We start from the raw sequence: 15,692 nt of genomic DNA, 5'->3' as shown, positions 1-15,692 counted from the left end.
AGAGGCATCCCGCTCAGTACAGCCCGCCGGCCTGCACCGCGCGGTCGGCATCCGCCGGGACGGTGGCCGGCGCCGCGGCTTGGCCGGCCGGGGCGACGTAGGAATCCGGCGGCGCGGTGCCGGGCTTGAACGCCTCGAGGATGGTGCCGGCGCCCTCGCCCGATCCGGCGCGCATGCCGGAGCCGAGCGCCACGCGGATCAGCTTGATGCCCGGCGGCACCCGGAACGGGGTCGGCGGCTTGTCCTTGAGGGCGACCTTGAGGAAGTCGAGCGCGATCGGCGCGGCGAGGCCACCGCCGGTGGCGCGGTCGCCGAGCGAGCGCGGCTTGTCGAAGCCGATGTAGATGCCGACCGCGAGGTCCGGCGAGAAGCCGACGAACCACGCGTCCTTGGCGTCGTTGGTCGTGCCGGTCTTGCCGGCGAGCGGCTTGCCGATCTGCTTGAGGATCGTCGCCGTGCCGCGCTGCACGACGCCCTCCATGATCGAGACCATCTGGTAGGCGGTCAGCGGGTCGAGCACCTGCTCGGAATCGTCGACCAGCTTCGGCTCGTCCTGCCCGGACCACTTCTCGGCATCGCAGCCGACGCACTTGCGGTTGTCGTGCCGGTAGATCGTCTCGCCGATGCGGTCCTGGATCCGGTCGATCAGGGTCGGGCGGATGCGGCGGCCGCCATTGGCCAGCATCGAGTAGGCGGTGACCATCCGCATGACGGTGGTCTCGCCAGCGCCGAGCGACATCGGCAGCACCGGCAGCATGTCGTCGTAGACGCCGAAGCGGCGGGCGTACTCGGCGATCAGCGGCATGCCGACGTCCTTGGCGAGCCGAACCGTCATCAGGTTCTTCGAGTGCTCGATGCCGTAGCGCAGGGTGTGCGGCCCGCCGGACTTGCCGTCGTAGTTCGAGGGCGTCCACGCCTCCTGGCCGGGGCCGGCCTCGATGGTGATCGGCGAGTCCTGCACGATCGAGGACGGGGTGTAGCCGTTGTCGAGGGCCGCCGAGTAGACGATCGGCTTGAACGACGAGCCGGGCTGGCGCATCGCCTGGGTCGCGCGGTTGAACTCGGATTCGTCGTAGGAGAAGCCGCCGACCATCGCGTGCACGCGGCCGGTGTTCGGGTCCATCGCGACGATGGCGCCGGACACCTCGGGCTTCTGGCGCAGGCGGTACTGCCCGCGGCCGCCATCCATCGCCTCGACGTAGATCATGTCGCCCGCGGCGAGGTTCGGGCGGCCGGCCCAGCGCATGCCGTCCGGCGGGATCGTGCCGGTGTCGCGGTCCTTGGCGACCTGGCCCGAGGCCTCGCGCTTGGGCTGCAGGCCGATCTGCACGCCGCCGCCGCCTTGCCCGAGCACCACGGCGAGCCGCCACGGCGCGACGTCGCCGAGCGCGTTCACCTCGGCCGCCGCCATGCCCCAGTCGCGCCCGGTCAGGTCGACCTTGGTGACGGGGCCGCGCCAGCCATGGGACTGGTCGTAGCGCACGAGGCCGTCGACCAGCGCCTTGCGCGCGAGGGCCTGCATCTTCGGGTCGAGGGTGGTGCGCACCGACAGGCCGCCCTCGTAGAGCTTCTTCTCGCCGTAGCGCTCGGAGATCTCGCGGCGGACCTCCTCGGTGAAGTAGTTGGCGTTGGCGGCGTTCGGGAAGGCGACGCGCGGGTTGACGCCGAGCGGCATCTTCTTGGCGGCGTCCGCCTCCTCCTTGGTGATGTAGTTGTTCTCCGCCATCAGGCGGATGATCTCGTTGCGGCGGTCGAGCGCCGCCTGGGTCTTGCGGTAGGGGTGGTAGTTGTTCGGCCCCTTCGGCAGCGCGGCGAGGTAGGCCGCCTCGTTGATCGTCAGCTCGTGCACCGACTTGCCGAAATAATCCAGCGCCGCGGCGGCGACGCCGTGCAGGTTGCGGCCCGGTACGATCGTGCCGAGGAAGATTTCGTTGAGGTAGAGTTCGAGGATCTTGTCCTTGGAGTAGGTCGCCTCGATCCGCAGCGCGATCAGCGCTTCCTTGATCTTGCGGTCGAAGGTCTGCTCGTTCGAGAGCAGGAAGTTCTTCGCGACCTGCTGGGTGATGGTCGAGGCGCCCTGCCGCTTGCCGCTCTTGGCGTTGGTCAGCGCCGCGCGCACGATGCCCTCGGGGTCGATGCCGCCGTGCTTGTAGAAGTTCTTGTCCTCGGCCGAGAGGAAGGCGGCGACGATGATCTTCGGCATCGCCTGGATCGGCAGGTAGAGCCGGCGCTCCTTGGCGTACTCGGCCAGCAGCGAGCCGTCGGCGGCGTGGACGCGGGTCATCACCGGCGGCTCGTAGTTGGCGAGCACGGCGTGGTCCGGCAGGTCCTGGCTGTATTTCCAGTAGAAGAACGCGCCGCCCGCGGCCGCGATCACGAACAGCACCGCGAAGGCGCTGAACAGGAAGCCGAAGAAGCGAAGGATGAGGCGCATCCGGTTTCCCGTCCGTCGGTTTCTTCGGCCGCGCGCGGAGCGCATTCGGCTAGGGGGGTCGGGGCTGCCCGCGAGGCGCACGCCGATCCGGCATGCCCGCAGCCTGGAAGATCCCCGCCGACGATGACCGAAGAATGGACGGCGCGACGGGGTCTCGAGTGCCCCGTATCGACACCGGATCTATGGTGAAACTGGGGCGATTGCCGCCGAGCGGCGGTTCGGCACCACCGGGCGGACCAGGCTGGCCCGGTTGCCGAAGAACTGGTCGATCGCCTTGGCCATCGAGCCGGTGACGGAGGCGCGCCACTCGGCCGATTGCAGCAGGTCGAGGTCGCGCTGGCTCGACAGGTAGCCGAGCTCGACCAGCACGCTCGGCACGTCGGGCGAGCGCAGCACCTTGAAGCCGGCCTCGCGGTGCGGCTTCGTGCTCATCTCCATCACCGGCCCGAGCTGGCCCATCAGGGTCTTGGCGAAGCCGGACGAGAAGCCGCGGGTCTCGCGCAGCGTCAGCTCCTGCAGGATGTCGGCGATCTCGGGCGGCCCGTCGCCGGATTCGGCGCCGGCGGCGGCGTCGGCCTTGTTCTCGCGCTCGGCAAGCTTGGCAGATTCGCTGTCGGTCGCCTTCTCCGAGCCGGTGTAGATCGTCGCGCCGCGCACCTGCGGCGCCGACGAGATCGAATCCGCGTGGATCGAGACGAACAGGTCGGCCTTGGCGTCGCGGGCGATGCGCACGCGCTCGGACAGCGGCACGTAGACGTCGCGGTCGCGGGTCATCGCCACCCGGTAGCGGCCGCCGGCCTCGAGCCGGGCGACCAGCGCCTGGGCGAAGCCGAAGACGATGTCCTTCTCGAACACGCCCCCCACCGCGATCGCGCCGGGATCGATGCCGCCGTGGCCGGCATCGACCACGATCAGCGGGCGCCGGTCGGCGGGCTCGGCCGGCGCCACGGCCTTGCCGGCCGCGGGGGCGAGGTCGCCGGCGGTGGCCGCCTTGCGGAAGCTCTCGCGGTCGGCGCGCTGGAACGGCACGGTGAGGATCACGGCGCCGTCGCGCGGGCGCGTCGCGGTCTCGATCCGCCCCACGGTGGCGGGGCCGGCGAGATCGACGACGATGCGCGAGCGCCCCGGCGCGAACAGCCCGTAGCGGAACGACTGCACCAGGCCCTCGCGGCGGCGGCCGGTCTCGGGCGCGAGCTGGAAGTTGACCTCGGCGAGGTCGATCACCGCCCGGTCCGGGCGCTCCATCACGAAGGCGCGGGCATCGACCGGCTTCGACAGGGTGAGGGTGAGCTTGGTGCCCGCGGGCGAGGCGGCGAGGTCGGCCGCGATCGCCACCGCGGGCGGAGCCCGGTCGCCGTTCTGCGCGCAGGCGGGCATCGCGGCGAGCGCGACGGCGGCCGTCAGGATCGCGGAACGGATCAGGCGCGCGGATCGCAGCATCGGTCGGCCTCCCGAGCCTCCGATACGGCATAGGAGCGACATGGTTAACCGGAGGTTTCCGGCCAAGCTCCATTCCGGCAGCCGCTGTGACCGGGAGGCGACAGGGACGTTCCGCCGCCGGCGGTCTCGTGCACGGATGCCGCGCGCCGACCGAACCGGCTCCTTTCCGTCATCCCGGGGCTGCGCAACAGAACCCGGGATCCGCCCCCCCCGACGAGACCGATCGGGGCGCGACCGGCGGTCCTGGCTCCCGGGCTCGCCTTCGGCGCGACGACGCGTCGGATTTGCCGGGATCCGCGCGTTGGCGAGCGGACGGCGGCGCGGCAGCCTCAGCGGTGGCCGACGATCCGCGTCGCGCGGCGGGCGAGTTCGCTCCAGCAGGTGAGCGAGGCGTCGGCGACGCGCTGCATCTCGTTGACCTGCAGGCGGATCGCGTCGGCCGGCGAGCGCGCGTCCTTCAGCGCGTTGAGATGGGTCAGCACCGCCGAGCTCTCGTCGCGCATGAAGGCGAACAGGGTCTCGCCGAGGCCTTCGAGGTCCTGACGCAGGGCCGGGACGGGTCGGCGCCCGGCGCGCCAGGAGGCCGGCGACGGCAGCGCACCGTCCGACAGCTGCACCGGCGCCTCGCCGGGCTGGGGCGCCGACCGGGGCTCGGGCGGCCGCGCCGGCGCGGCGGATTTCAGCGGGACCACGTTGGTGTAGGCGGGCGGAGCCTCCGGCTCCGGCGCGGCGGCCGCGACCGGCACGGGCTCGTCGGCAGGCACGGGCTCATCGACAGGTGCGGCCGCCGTGTCCGCAGCCGGGCCGGCAACTTCCGGTTCGGAGACCGGCGGCGCTTCGGGATTCGGGATCTCGGCGAAGGCGGCTTCGGCCAGGTTGGCGTCGGCGGGGACCGGTATCTCGGCCGGGGGCGCGTCCGGCTCGGGCGCCGACGTCGGGGTGCCGGTCGCGGTGCCGAGGGCCTCGGGCGAGACCGTGTCCATCAGGTGCGCGTGAAGCGGCTCGGGGGGCGCCTCGGAGGGCACCGGCGGGAGCGACTCCTCCGGCGGGTGCAGCGCCGCCTCGAGCGCGGCGGCGCGAGCGCTTTTGGCCTCACCCGCCTTGGCCTCACCCGTCTTGGCCTCACCCGTCTTGCCCTGCAGGGTGCCGGGCGGGGTCGAGGAGGAGCGGCGGCCGGTCGATCGTCCCTGCGGCGTCCGTTGCTTGCCCATCGTCGAGATCCCTAGAGGCCGTCCGCGTGTCGTTCCGTTCGAGCCCGAATCGCACGGGCCGAACGTAGTCCAGTTGCCGGCCGGCGCAATGCATCGGGGGTGCGGCGGCGATCGGCGCCCGCGGATCGGCACGCCGACGCGACGGCCGCGAGACCGGACGATCCAGCCCGGTGCCGACCGAAGGCCGGGGCCGCCGCGCCGGTGCGCGGCGGAAGATCCTCGGCCCCGCACGGGGCCGAGCGGCGGCTCAGCGCGCGGCGTTCTGCGCGAGGGCGCCGAGGTCCTTGGCCTGCGCCTGCATCGCGGCGATCTGGCTGCGGACGAACTCGGACTGCAGCTCGAAGGCCTCGCGCAGGTCCTTGGTGCGCACGAGCTTCTGCGCGAAGTCGAAGGTGGCGTTGGCGTTGGTCTGGGCGTGGTCGAAGCCCTTGGCGACGGCGGCCTGCATCGAGGACTGGAGGTTGAGCCCCGAGCTCTGGACCTGCTCGGCGGCCTTGAGCGCGTTGCCCATCAGGGTGCCGACGGCGGTGCGGGCCTGGTCGACGCTCTTCTCGGCGAAATCGCGCATCTCGGTCGGGATCTCGAAATTCGGGGTCTGCATGAATCGGCTCCTCGGGTGGCGTCGTCACCGGCGGTCTCGAAGCGATCGCCCGTGCGAGGCGGATTTATGTTGCATTGCAATAATAAGTCAAGACGCCGCTTTTCGAGGCGAAAGCCGCGCTTATTAAGCAGAGACTCTTGCTTCGGCATCGATCCGGGACCCCACCAAGCGCCACACCTGACAGATTGCCCCCGATGTTGCTGCAATCATCCGTCGGGCACAGGGTCGCGATGGCGACGACGGCGCGATCGTGACGTCGCGGGGGATCGCGAAACCGCACGGAAACTTGATCTGATCGGCCGATCGCTTCGCATCGTCCTCAGGGCGGGCGCGGGTCGGGCGCCGCGCCGGCCTATGCGTGCTGCATCGCGTCACGCCGCGTCCGCAGCAAGCCGGCATAGAGCGCGGCCGAGGCTTCGGCGTGCCGGGCGATGGTCATCGGCGCGGCCCAGAAGCGGCCGTGGGCGGCCCGGCCCATCGCGGCGACGCGAGCGTCGTCGGCGAGGCGCACGAAGGCCGCCGACAGGGCGGCGGGCTCGGGCGGCACGACGAAGCCGCTCGTGCCGTCCAGCACCTTCTCGGCGGCGCCGGAGCGGTCGGAGGCGACGACCGGGATGCCGGCGGCGAGCGCCTCGTAGACGGTGAGCGGCCCGGTCTCGAACCAGCGCGACGGCGCGGCGAGCGCACGGGCGCGGCGGCGCAACACCGCCTGCACGGCCTCCGGCGCCTGCCAGCCCAGCATCTCGACGTGGGGCATGGCCCGCAGTTCCGCCTCCAGCGGCCCGGTGCCGACGAGCAACGCCGTCAGGCCGGCCTCGCGGGCGGCCGCCGCGACGAGGTCGGCGCCCTTCTCGCGGGTCAGGCGCCCGACATAGGCGACGGCGTCGCCCCGCTCCGGCGCGGCCGGGGCGCCGGGGGCGACCCGCACCGGGTTGTCGATGCGGTGATGCGTGAGCCCGTAGCCGCCGAGCATCGCGCCCATCCGCGCGCGGCTCGCGTCGCAGACGTGGACGACGTGGAGCCCGCGTCCCGACACCGCCCGCCGCGCCGCCGCGGTGCGGGCGACGCGGACCAGCTTGTGCAGGCGGCTCCTGGCATCGCACGGCGCCAGGATGCAGGCGGCGGACATCGGCGCGAGGGCACAGGGCTCGGCCGTGTCGAAGCGGTAGTAGACGCCGTTCGGGCAGGCCAGGAAGTAGTCGTGCAGCGTCAGCGCCACCGGGGCGCCGGTGGCGAGCAGCACCGGGAAGATCCCGGGCGACAGGCTGCGGGTCCACTGGTGGACGTGGACGACGTCCGGCGCGCGCGCCATCCGCCCGATTGCGTCGCTGAGCGCCCGCGCGGCGCGGGCGTGCCAGATGCCGGCGACCGCCGCGGCGACGGGGTTGCGCGCCCACACGTCCGGCAGGTCGAGGCAGATCCGGGTGAGGTTGCGATGGTCGAGCAGCGGGTCGACCGGGCCCGTGATGCCCTGGACGTAGGTGACCCGGAGCCCGGCCTCGGCCAGCCCGCGGGCCGATTCGACGGCGACCTTCTCGGCACCGCCGCTCGGGCTCGCGAACTCGGCCAGGATCACGACGTGCATGGCGACACCGGCGCAGGAGATCGAGAGATCAGGCGGTCGAGCGGGGACGATCCGAGCGGGAACAACCGCAGATCGGCGGCGTGCCCGAGGTTTACGCGGGATCAACTGCGGTCCGGTAAACGTGGGGACATCCAGGGAGCGGGAGCCGCCTCGTGCACGTCGTCCTCGTCGCCGACCACGCCTACGTCAACGGCGGCCAGGCCAAGGTCGCGCTCGACTCGGCCCTCGGGCTCGCCGCCCGCGGCACCCGCGTGACGCTGTTCGCCGCCTGCGGCCCGGCCGACCCGCGCCTGGCCGCCGCCGGCATCCGCGTGGTCTGCCTGAACCAGGACGACATCTCGACCACGACGAACAAGCTCGCCTTCCTGGCGCAGGCGATCTGGAACCGCGAAGCGGCCCGCGCGCTCGCCGCGGAACTGGCGGCGTGCGACCCCGACGACACCGTGGTCCACGTCCACGCCTTCGCCAAGGCGCTGTCGCCGTCGATCGGCGTGGCGTTGCGGCGCGCGCGGCTGCCGCTGCTCTACACCATGCACGAGTTCTTCCTGGTCTGCCCGACCGGGGGGTTCTACGAATATCCGGCCGCCGCGATCTGCCACCGCACGCCGATGTCGGGCGCGTGCCTGACGACGAACTGCGATGCGCAGAGCTTCCCGCGCAAGCTCGCGCGGGTGGTCCGCCACCTCGGCATGACGCAGGTCGCGGAGCTGCCGACGCTCTTCCGCCACGTGATCACGATCAGCGACCTGCAGGAGCGGGTGGTCGGCCCGCTGTTGCCGCGCGGGACCCGCTTCCACCGGGTCGACAACCCAATCGCGGTGGCGCACCGGCCGATGACCGAGCGGGCGCCGGGCGACTTTCTGTTCGTCGGGCGGATCTCGACCGAGAAGGGCGCGCCGATCTTCGCGGAGGCGGCGCGGCGGGCCGGCATCCGCGCGGTCTTCGTCGGCGACGGCGAGCAACGGGCGGCGCTGGCCGCGCGCTACCCCGAGGCCGCGATGCTCGGCTGGCGCGATGCCGCCGGCGTTCAGGCGCTGATGGGCGCCGCCCGCGCGCTGGTCTTCCCCAGCGTCTGGTACGAGGGCCAGCCGCTCACGGTCTACGAGGCGCTGGCGCTGGGCACGCCGGTGGTGGTGAGCGACGCCTGCGCCGGCCGCGAGGCGGTGGTCGACGGCGAGACCGGCTTCCTGTTCCGCTCCGGCGACCCGGACGCGCTCGCCGCCCACCTGCGCCGGCTCGCCGACGACGCGCTCGCCGCCCGGATGGGCCGGGCCGCGCATGCCCGCTACTGGGCCGCGCCGCTCACCCTCGACGCCCATCTCGACCGCCTCGCCGGCGTCTACGAGGCGGTGCTGCGCGAGGCGGCGCCGGGCCGGGCGACCTCGCGCGCCGCCCTCCCCCGGCCGACGCGGCGTGAAACACCCGGGGCCGCCTCGCGTTGATCCGGCACCGGCGCCGCCCTCGGCGCCTCGTGACGGCAGGAGCAGCCCCGATGACCGACGACACCAAGACGCCGCAGGGCGCGGACAAGCCGGGGTTCCAGCAGGGCAGCGCCAAGCCCGGCGACGAGAAGAACCCCGCCAACCAGCAGGACAAGATGGGCGAGCGCCTCGACGACGCCCTCGAGGAGACCTTCCCGTCAAGCGACCCGGTCTCGGTGAAGATCACCAAGTAGCGCGATCCGCAGGCGTTCGGGGCCGGTGCGCGCGAGGCGCGCCGGCCCTTTTCGTTGCAGTGCTTCCGCTGCGGGCGCGGACGACGCAAGCACGCGCGGACGGAGAAGGCACGGGGACGCCGAGCGGTCCCGTGCGAGGCGCCCTCCGCCCTCAGCGGCCGCGCAGGAAGAAGAACCAGATCAGGAGGATGACGGGGATCGGGATCCCGATGAGCCACAGCAGGCCGCCGGTCAGCATGTCTTTCTCCTATGTTGCACGAGAGCAACGGGACCATCCGGGAAACCGTTCCGCCGCGCGGACGCCCGCGATCCCCGCCCGCCGCCAGGCTTCCGCTGGACGCCGGCCGCACGATCCTGTCTCATCGGAACGAAGACGCGTCCGGGAGGCACGCCATGGCCGACGATCCGCAATCGCAGGGGCGCCTGACCCGCGCGTCGAGCTTCGTCTTCCTCCACACCGAGCACGCGATCTACGCGGCCCTGGGCCTGCTGCTGGCCTTCACCGCGCTGATCGCGCTGGTCGACGCCGTCGGGCTCACCTTCGAGGCGCTGCGCTCGCTCGGGGGCGCCGCGCAGACCCTGGAGGTGGTCGACCGGCTGCTGTTCCTGCTGATGCTGGTGGAGATCCTGCACACGGTGCGGGTCTCGATGCGCTCCGGCAAGCTCACCTGCGAGCCGTTCCTGATCGTCGGGCTGATCGCCTCGATCCGGCGGGTGCTGGTGATCACCCTGCAATCCTCCGAGATCATGCACGGCAAGGACTGGACGCAGGAGAAGGCGGCCCTGTTCCAGGCCTCGATGATCGAGCTCGGCGTGCTCGCCGGCCTGATCCTCACCATGGTGGCCTCGATCTTCCTGCTCCACCGCGCCCGCGACGACGACAAGCCGGCCGGCGAGGAGACCGAGGGGTAAGCCCGGGTAACCGGCCCGGCCGGGCCGCGAAGGGCACGGCATCGCACCCGTCCGGAGACCCGCCATGCGCCGCACGATCCCGCTCGCGCTCCTCGCCGCCCTGCTCGGCGCCCCGTTCTCCCCTTCCGCCGTCTCCCCGGCGGACGCGGCCGGGCGGCCGGTGGTGGTCGAGCTGTTCACCTCGCAGAGCTGCTCGTCCTGCCCGCCGGCCGAGGCGCTGCTCGGGCAGATCGCGCGCGAGGGCGGCGCCGTGCTGCCGCTCGCCTTCCACGTCACCTACTGGGACCACCTCGACTGGCGCGACACCTTCGCCCTGCCGGCGGCGACCCGTCGGCAGGCGGCCTACGCCGAAAGGCTCGGCGGCGGCTCGTACACCCCCGAGGCGGTGATCGACGGGCAGGTCGGGCTCGTCGGCTCCGACGCCGGCGCGGTCCGCGCCGCGATCGCCCGCGCGCAGGCCGCCGCCGCCGCCGAGGCGCCGGTGGCGCTGGCACGGCGCGGCAACGCCCTCGTCGTCACGCTCGGCGCCGGGCGCGGGGCCGGCACCGTGACGCTGGTCGGGTTCGATCCGAGCCACGCCACCCGGGTCGCCCGCGGCGAGAATGCCGGCCGCACCCTCGCCCAGGCCAACATCGTCCGCGCCGTGTCCGAGATCGGCCGCTGGGCCGGGCAGGCGGCGACGCTGGAAGTGCCGCTGCCGGCCGGCGCCGACGCCGCGGTGATCGTGCAGGGCGCCGACGGGCGGATCCTCGGCGCGGCGCGGCTCGGGCCGGCCGCCCGAGCGTAACCGTCGCGCGTTCCTCGGCGAAGACGAACGCGGGCGATGGGCGCCCGACGTCTCCCGCGAGGCTTGCCGATGTACCTGCCCGCCATCGGCCCGGTTCCACCGCTGCTGGCGCGTTCCCCCGGGGGCCGCGTTGCGCTAGGGTCCGGGACACGACGCGGCGACAGGGCGGCGATGGCGCTCGAGGACAGTCTGGCGACGGCGATGGCCGCGGCGCAGGGGGGCGATGCGGCGGCCTATCGCCGGCTGCTCAACGCCTGCCTGCCGGTGATCGCGGGCATCGCCCGCGCGCAAGGGGTGCGCGGCGAGGCGGTCGACGACGTGGTGCAGGACACGCTGCTGACGATCCACAAGGCGCGGGCGAGCTACGACCCGGCGCGGCCCTTCCTGCCGTGGCTGCGCGCCATCACCCAGCGCCGGGCGATCGACCGGCTGCGCCGGGCCGGGCGCCGCCCGCAGGAGGTGCACGATCCCCTCGCCTACGAGGCCCACGCCGATGCCGGCCCCGCCCCGGGCATGCGCATCGAGGCCGACCAGCGCAACGCCGCGCTGGCGCGGGCCGTCGCGGCGCTGCCGGACGGGCAGCGGCAGGCGGTGGAGCAGCTCGCCTATGCCGAGCGCTCGCTCGAGGAGGCGGCGGCGCTCACCGGCCGCAGCAAGGGCGCGCTGAAGGTGAACCTGCACCGCGCCCTGAAGGCGCTGCGGGGGACGCTGGCCCGGGACAAGGAGGGCGGCGATGTCTGAATCCGTGCACGAGTCCCTGGTCGACGACCTCGTCGGCGGCCTCGCGCCGGTGCGCCGGCTCAGCCCGCCGGCCTGGCGCGCGGCGGCCTGGCTCGCGGCGGTGCTGGCGCTGGCCGCGATCCTGATGCCGATGGCCGACATGGACGGCCTGCGCATCCGCCTCGCCACGCCGGACCTGCGCGTGGCCGCCCTCGGCGCCGGTCTCACCGCGGTCGCGGCCGCGCTCGCCGCCTTCATGACGAGCGTGCCCGGCCGCTCCCTGCGCTGGGCGCTGCTGCCGCTGGCGCCGGCCGCGTTCTGGATCGGCGCGAGCGGCCTCGGGTGCCTGCGCGGCTGGCTCGCCCCCGGCACCACGCCGGCCGACGGGCACGCGATGGGCGGCTGCTTCGCCTTCCTCGTCGGCGTCTCGCTGCCGCTCTCCGTGCTGCTGGTGGCGATGCTGCGCCGCGCCTGCCCGCTGCACCCGAACCTCACCGCAGCGCTCGGCGGCCTCGCGGCGGCGGCGGCCGCGGCGACCCTCCTCGTGCCGTTCCACCCGCACGACGCCACCGCGACCGACCTCCTGATCCACGCGGTCACCGTGCTCGGCGTGATCGGGCTGAACGGGATTTTTGGCGGCCGGCTGCTCGGCGGCGGCCCGGACTCATCCCGGCGCGACCGTGGCGGTTGACCTTGCCACGCCGGCAAGCTCCACGGTGCGGCGCATCCCCGTGAGGAGACCCGACCCCATGCGCAACACCGTCCGGCCCGCCCTGATCGCCGTCGCCGTCCTCCTCGCTGGCAGGGTGCTGGCACAGGGCATGGACCACGAGCACATGGACCACGCCGGCCGTCATCCCGCGCCGGCCGCGGGCGAGGCGCCCTCCACCCGGGCGTTCCGCGCCGTCGACGCGCGGATGCACGCCGACATGGCGATCCGCTACAGCGGCGACGTCGACGCCGACTTCGTGCGCGGCATGATCCCCCACCACGAGGGCGCCGTCGGCATGGCGCGGGTCGCGCTGCAATACTCGAAGGACCCGGAGGTGCGGGCGCTCGCCGAGGAGATCGTCAAGGCGCAGAAGCGCGAGATCGCCCAGATGCGGGCGATCCTGGCGCGGACGGGCGGGAAGTAGGAGCCGCAGCCTCGGATGCCCCCGCGCCCGGCGCTCGAAGCGACGTCCCTCCCTCCGTCATGGCACCCTTGCGCCCGCGATTCGGAGCCATCGCCTTCCGAGCCTCGATCCCGATCGGGGCTGCAGCGGCCTTGACGTCTGCGCATCTTTTTATCTTATAGGCAATCTGCGCACAGGAAGAGCTCCTTGTCGGCCTGCAAGGTTCGGATCGTCGTCGATCATGCCAACAGCGACGACCCGATCTTCACGGTCGAGGTGCGGCCCCCCTGGGGTTCGCTCGCTGTGATGGCCGAGGTGACGCTCTCGGGGCGATCCCTCGAGCTGAACGGCATGCACGTCGGCGGCGACCCGATGACGAAGTGGTGCGCGTCCGTGCTCCGCGACATCGCGCAGGGGGTCATGGAGGAATTGGATGTCGACGCGATCCACATTGTTGGCGGCGTTCGGACCACGGGTGCAAATCCGGGACGGGACCCTCGTCCCCGACGGCTCCGTAGAGCGCCTCAGCCTCAAGCGGCTGCCGGACGCGCACCTCGACACGGTGGCGGCGGCCCGCGCCCTGGTCCGTAGGCATCTTCCGGTGAAGGCGGCTCACGCGGTCATGACGGACGTGTTCGACACCGGCGAGGCCTATGTCGAGGTGCCGAAGGTCGAGAGCCTGAGCCGGCTGACGTCGGAACTGACGGCGCTGGGCATCGCCGTCCGCAAGCATGCACCCGACCCGATCTCCGTCCGAAGCGTGCGCGAGGCCCTGCATCTCTCGCAAGCCCAGTTCGCGCTCCGGTTCGGGCTGGAGGAAGCGACCGTCAAGAACTGGGAACAGGGCAAGTCCAGGCCGAACGCCACGGCCATGACGTTGATCTGGACGATCCATCGCCACCCCGAAGCGGTCGTCGATGCCCTCGCCACCTGCGGAGCCGCGACCGAAGCGGATGCGGCGTCCGCCCTTCGCGCCGGGGAAGGCCACGCCCCGGTGGACCCGCTTCGACGCCCTGTCCAGAAGCCCGAATCGTGCTAGGCTCACGCACGATGCGACAGGCCCGGCACCTTCTGCGACGGCTCGCTGCGATCCTTCGGGTCGCGGCGCTTCTCGTCATGGTCCCGGCCTTCGCCCAGGCGCATGCCGGGCACGCCCACCACCCCGGCGCCGGGCATGCGCGCGTCGGGCACGCCTCGAAGGCCGCCCCGGGCGTCGCCGCCGTGATCGCCGCGCCGGAGGCCGCCGCCGACCGGGCGGATTGCCTCGCCTGCCCGGGCTGCTGCTGCGCCCACGTCTTCGTCGCGGCCTCGGACGGGGACGGCGTCCGCGCCGACCGCCCGAGCGGCGACCGCGTCGCGATGGGGCCGGATTCCGTGCGCCCGAGCGCCGTATCCGAGGCCCTTCCCGAGCCCCCCAGACCCTTCGCCTGAGGCTGCGCGCGCCGCCCCGGCGCGCGCCACGCGGCTCGTCCCGACGAGTCGCGCCCGTCCCGATGCGAAGGTTGCTCTCCCATGACGATCCGGCTCCCGGCTGCCCTCGCGGCGGCCGCGCTCACCCTCGGCCTGTGGGCCGGCGCGGCGCGCGCCCACGAAGGCCACGACCATTCCGACGGGCCGAAGGCGGCGCCCGCCGTCGAGGCCCCGCGCGGCGCGTCGAGCACCGACGCGCTCGAGCTCGTCGCGGTGGCGCGCGACGGCAGGCTGACGCTGTTCCTCGACCGTGCCGACACCAACGAGCCCGTGGCCGACGCGACGGTCGAGGCGGAGACGCCGGCGGGCAAGGCCGCCGCGGTCGCGGACCCCGACGGGAGCTACCGCCTCGACGCCCCCTGGAGCGCGGTGCCCGGCGACTACGACGTGCTGTTCACGGTGACCGTCGGCGGCAAGACCGACCTGTTCCCGATCGACCTCGACGTGCCGGTGCCGCCGGCCCCGACGCCCGAGCCCGCGCCGTGGCATGCCGGCCTCGCCGTCGCCCACGATTTCGGCTTGCACCTGCGCAGCGCCGACCCGATGCCGTTCCTCGTCGGCGGCGCCGGCTTCGTGCTCGGCATCCTCGCGACGGTGCTGATGCGCGGGCGCCGGAGCGGCGCGGCACTCGCCCTCGTCGTGCTCGCGGCCGGGCTCGTGCTGGCGCCGGCGGCCTTCGCGCACGGCGACGACGACCACGAGGCCCCGACCCCGATGGCCGCCACCGGCGCCCAGGACCTCGCCCGCCGCCTGCCCGACGGGTCGGTGTTCGTGCCGAAACCCACCCAGCGCGTGCTGACCCTGCGCACCCTCGTCACCGCGTCGGGCGTGCTGGCGCGGACGACCGAGCTGCCCGGCCGGATCATCGCCGACCCGAACGGCAGCGGCGTGGTGCAATCCTCGGTCGGCGGCCGGCTGTCGCCGCCGGAATCCGGCCTGTTCCCGCGCCTCGGCACCCGCGTGCGCAAGGGCGAGGTGCTGGCCTTCGTCACGCCGCCGGTCCAGGCGGTGGACGTGTCCGACATGCGCCAGCGCCAGGGCGAGCTCGACCAGCAGATCGCCATCGTCGCGCGCCGGGTCGAGCGCTACCGCAAGCTGAGCCCCGGCGGCGCGGTCTCGCAGGTGCAGATCGACGACGCGGATGCCGAGCTGAAGGGCCTCGTCGACCGCCGCACGGCGCTCGACGGCGTCCGCTCGCAGCCGGAGGCGCTGTCCGCGCCGGTCTCGGGGGTGATCGCCGAGGCCAACGCGGTCGCCGGCCAGATGGCGAGCCCGGGCGCGATGGTGTTCAAGATCGTCGACCCGTCCCGGCTCTGGGTCGAGGCGCTGAGCTTCGACGCGCTCGCCAGCACCGCCGACGCCACCGCGCGGCTCGCCGACGGCCGACGGCTCGAGCTCGCCTATCGCGGCGCCGGCCTCGCCGACCGGGCCCAGGCGGTGCCGATCCAGTTCGCCGTGCGCGACGCGCCGCCCGAGCTGCGCACCGGCCAGTTCGTGACGGTGCTCGCCGCCACCGACACGCAGCAGACCGGCCTCGCCCTGCCGCGGCTCGGCGTGGTCCGCGGCGGCAACGGCCAGACCCTGGTCTACGAGCACGTCGCCCCCGAGCGCTTCGCGCCGCGCGAGGTCCAGGTCGAGCCCCTCGACGCCGCCCGCGTCCGGGTGGTCTCCGGGCTCGAGCCCGGCCGGCGGATCGTGACGCAGGGCGCCGAGCTCCTCAACCAGATCCGCTGACGGGGAGC

The 15,692-nt window shown here is 73.5% G+C and carries 15 protein-coding genes; 10 read left to right on the top strand and 5 right to left on the bottom strand.

The window, feature by feature from the left end; genetic code table 11:
- Positions 1-13: 13 nt before the first annotated feature.
- The 5 genes from ACFZ8E_RS02145 to ACFZ8E_RS02125 form a co-directional block, all read right to left on the bottom strand.
- Positions 14-2,434: a penicillin-binding protein 1A gene (locus ACFZ8E_RS02145; protein ID WP_147843715.1), complete on the bottom strand. Its 2,421-nt coding sequence runs from the start codon at positions 2,432-2,434 to the stop codon at positions 14-16.
- Positions 2,435-2,614: 180 nt separating this feature from the next.
- A complete protein-coding gene (locus ACFZ8E_RS02140) occupies positions 2,615-3,874 on the bottom strand; it encodes an N-acetylmuramoyl-L-alanine amidase (RefSeq protein ID WP_147728853.1) in 1,260 nt (419 codons plus the stop codon).
- Between the two features lie 329 nt (positions 3,875-4,203).
- Complete coding sequence (locus ACFZ8E_RS02135) at positions 4,204-5,085, bottom strand: hypothetical protein (RefSeq protein ID WP_405041867.1); 882 nt, start codon at positions 5,083-5,085, stop codon at positions 4,204-4,206.
- 247 nt (positions 5,086-5,332) lie between these two features.
- The gene (locus ACFZ8E_RS02130; RefSeq protein WP_147729981.1) at positions 5,333-5,686 is read right to left on the bottom strand and encodes a phasin; all 354 of its coding nucleotides are present in this window, start codon (positions 5,684-5,686) and stop codon (positions 5,333-5,335) included.
- A gap of 352 nt (positions 5,687-6,038) precedes the next feature.
- Positions 6,039-7,271 carry a glycosyltransferase gene (locus ACFZ8E_RS02125; RefSeq protein ID WP_405041866.1) on the bottom strand — a complete coding sequence of 411 codons (1,233 nt, stop codon included), beginning with the start codon at positions 7,269-7,271 and terminating at the stop codon, positions 6,039-6,041.
- 152 nt (positions 7,272-7,423) lie between these two features.
- On the opposite strand from ACFZ8E_RS02125, the gene ACFZ8E_RS02120 reads away from it, so the two are divergent.
- The 10 genes from ACFZ8E_RS02120 (at position 7,424) to ACFZ8E_RS02075 (ending at position 15,684) form a co-directional block, all read left to right on the top strand.
- The gene (locus tag ACFZ8E_RS02120; protein WP_405041865.1) at positions 7,424-8,713 is read left to right on the top strand and encodes a glycosyltransferase family 4 protein; all 1,290 of its coding nucleotides are present in this window, start codon (positions 7,424-7,426) and stop codon (positions 8,711-8,713) included.
- 50 nt (positions 8,714-8,763) lie between these two features.
- Positions 8,764-8,946 (top strand): hypothetical protein, encoded by a 183-nt coding sequence (locus ACFZ8E_RS02115; RefSeq protein ID WP_147844753.1) that lies wholly within the window; start codon positions 8,764-8,766, stop codon positions 8,944-8,946.
- A gap of 393 nt (positions 8,947-9,339) precedes the next feature.
- Complete coding sequence (locus tag ACFZ8E_RS02110) at positions 9,340-9,858, top strand: phosphate-starvation-inducible PsiE family protein (RefSeq protein WP_243934509.1); 519 nt, start codon at positions 9,340-9,342, stop codon at positions 9,856-9,858.
- Between the two features lie 64 nt (positions 9,859-9,922).
- Entirely contained in the window at positions 9,923-10,645 is a 723-nt protein-coding gene (locus ACFZ8E_RS02105) for a DUF1223 domain-containing protein (RefSeq protein ID WP_405041864.1), read from the top strand.
- Positions 10,646-10,816: 171 nt separating this feature from the next.
- Positions 10,817-11,386, top strand: a complete 570-nt coding sequence (locus tag ACFZ8E_RS02100; RefSeq protein ID WP_147844732.1) for an RNA polymerase sigma factor — start codon at positions 10,817-10,819, stop codon at positions 11,384-11,386.
- Positions 11,379-12,056 (top strand): NrsF family protein, encoded by a 678-nt coding sequence (locus tag ACFZ8E_RS02095; protein ID WP_405041863.1) that lies wholly within the window; start codon positions 11,379-11,381, stop codon positions 12,054-12,056. The genes ACFZ8E_RS02100 and ACFZ8E_RS02095 overlap by 8 nt, the downstream gene beginning before the upstream one ends.
- 58 nt (positions 12,057-12,114) lie before the next feature.
- Positions 12,115-12,501, top strand: coding sequence for a DUF305 domain-containing protein (locus tag ACFZ8E_RS02090; RefSeq protein ID WP_405041862.1), 387 nt, complete (start codon positions 12,115-12,117; stop codon positions 12,499-12,501).
- Positions 12,502-12,955: 454 nt separating this feature from the next.
- On the top strand, positions 12,956-13,519 hold the full coding sequence (locus tag ACFZ8E_RS02085) for a DNA-binding transcriptional regulator (protein ID WP_187274912.1): 564 nt from the start codon (positions 12,956-12,958) through the stop codon (positions 13,517-13,519).
- A gap of 11 nt (positions 13,520-13,530) precedes the next feature.
- Positions 13,531-13,911 (top strand): hypothetical protein, encoded by a 381-nt coding sequence (locus ACFZ8E_RS02080; protein WP_243934503.1) that lies wholly within the window; start codon positions 13,531-13,533, stop codon positions 13,909-13,911.
- 81 nt (positions 13,912-13,992) lie between these two features.
- Complete coding sequence (locus ACFZ8E_RS02075) at positions 13,993-15,684, top strand: efflux RND transporter periplasmic adaptor subunit (protein WP_405041861.1); 1,692 nt, start codon at positions 13,993-13,995, stop codon at positions 15,682-15,684.
- The last annotated feature ends 8 nt before the right edge of the window (positions 15,685-15,692 follow it).

The sequence above is a fragment of the Methylobacterium sp. HMF5984 genome (assembly GCF_045033435.1).
In the GTDB taxonomy this organism is placed as follows: domain Bacteria; phylum Pseudomonadota; class Alphaproteobacteria; order Rhizobiales; family Beijerinckiaceae; genus Methylobacterium.
The sequence above is the reverse complement of the archived record's forward strand: the minus strand, read 5'-3'. Positions and strand labels throughout refer to the sequence as shown.

Excerpts from the sequence above, each read along its gene's own strand:
- ACFZ8E_RS02135 (WP_405041867.1), bottom strand. The coding sequence starts at position 5,085 with ATGGGCAAGCAACGGACGCCGCAGGGACGATCGACCGGCCGCCGCTCC.
- ACFZ8E_RS02105 (WP_405041864.1), top strand. The coding sequence starts at position 9,923 with ATGCGCCGCACGATCCCGCTCGCGCTCCTCGCCGCCCTGCTCGGCGCC.
- ACFZ8E_RS02125 (WP_405041866.1), bottom strand. The coding sequence starts at position 7,271 with ATGCACGTCGTGATCCTGGCCGAGTTCGCGAGCCCGAGCGGCGGTGCC.
- ACFZ8E_RS02130 (WP_147729981.1), bottom strand. The coding sequence starts at position 5,686 with ATGCAGACCCCGAATTTCGAGATCCCGACCGAGATGCGCGATTTCGCC.
- ACFZ8E_RS02115 (WP_147844753.1), top strand. The coding sequence starts at position 8,764 with ATGACCGACGACACCAAGACGCCGCAGGGCGCGGACAAGCCGGGGTTC.
- ACFZ8E_RS02090 (WP_405041862.1), top strand. The coding sequence starts at position 12,115 with ATGCGCAACACCGTCCGGCCCGCCCTGATCGCCGTCGCCGTCCTCCTC.
- ACFZ8E_RS02140 (WP_147728853.1), bottom strand. The coding sequence starts at position 3,874 with ATGCTGCGATCCGCGCGCCTGATCCGTTCCGCGATCCTGACGGCCGCC.
- ACFZ8E_RS02110 (WP_243934509.1), top strand. The coding sequence starts at position 9,340 with ATGGCCGACGATCCGCAATCGCAGGGGCGCCTGACCCGCGCGTCGAGC.
- ACFZ8E_RS02080 (WP_243934503.1), top strand. The coding sequence starts at position 13,531 with ATGCGACAGGCCCGGCACCTTCTGCGACGGCTCGCTGCGATCCTTCGG.
- ACFZ8E_RS02095 (WP_405041863.1), top strand. The coding sequence starts at position 11,379 with ATGTCTGAATCCGTGCACGAGTCCCTGGTCGACGACCTCGTCGGCGGC.
- ACFZ8E_RS02075 (WP_405041861.1), top strand. The coding sequence starts at position 13,993 with ATGACGATCCGGCTCCCGGCTGCCCTCGCGGCGGCCGCGCTCACCCTC.
- ACFZ8E_RS02100 (WP_147844732.1), top strand. The coding sequence starts at position 10,817 with ATGGCGCTCGAGGACAGTCTGGCGACGGCGATGGCCGCGGCGCAGGGG.
- ACFZ8E_RS02145 (WP_147843715.1), bottom strand. The coding sequence starts at position 2,434 with ATGCGCCTCATCCTTCGCTTCTTCGGCTTCCTGTTCAGCGCCTTCGCG.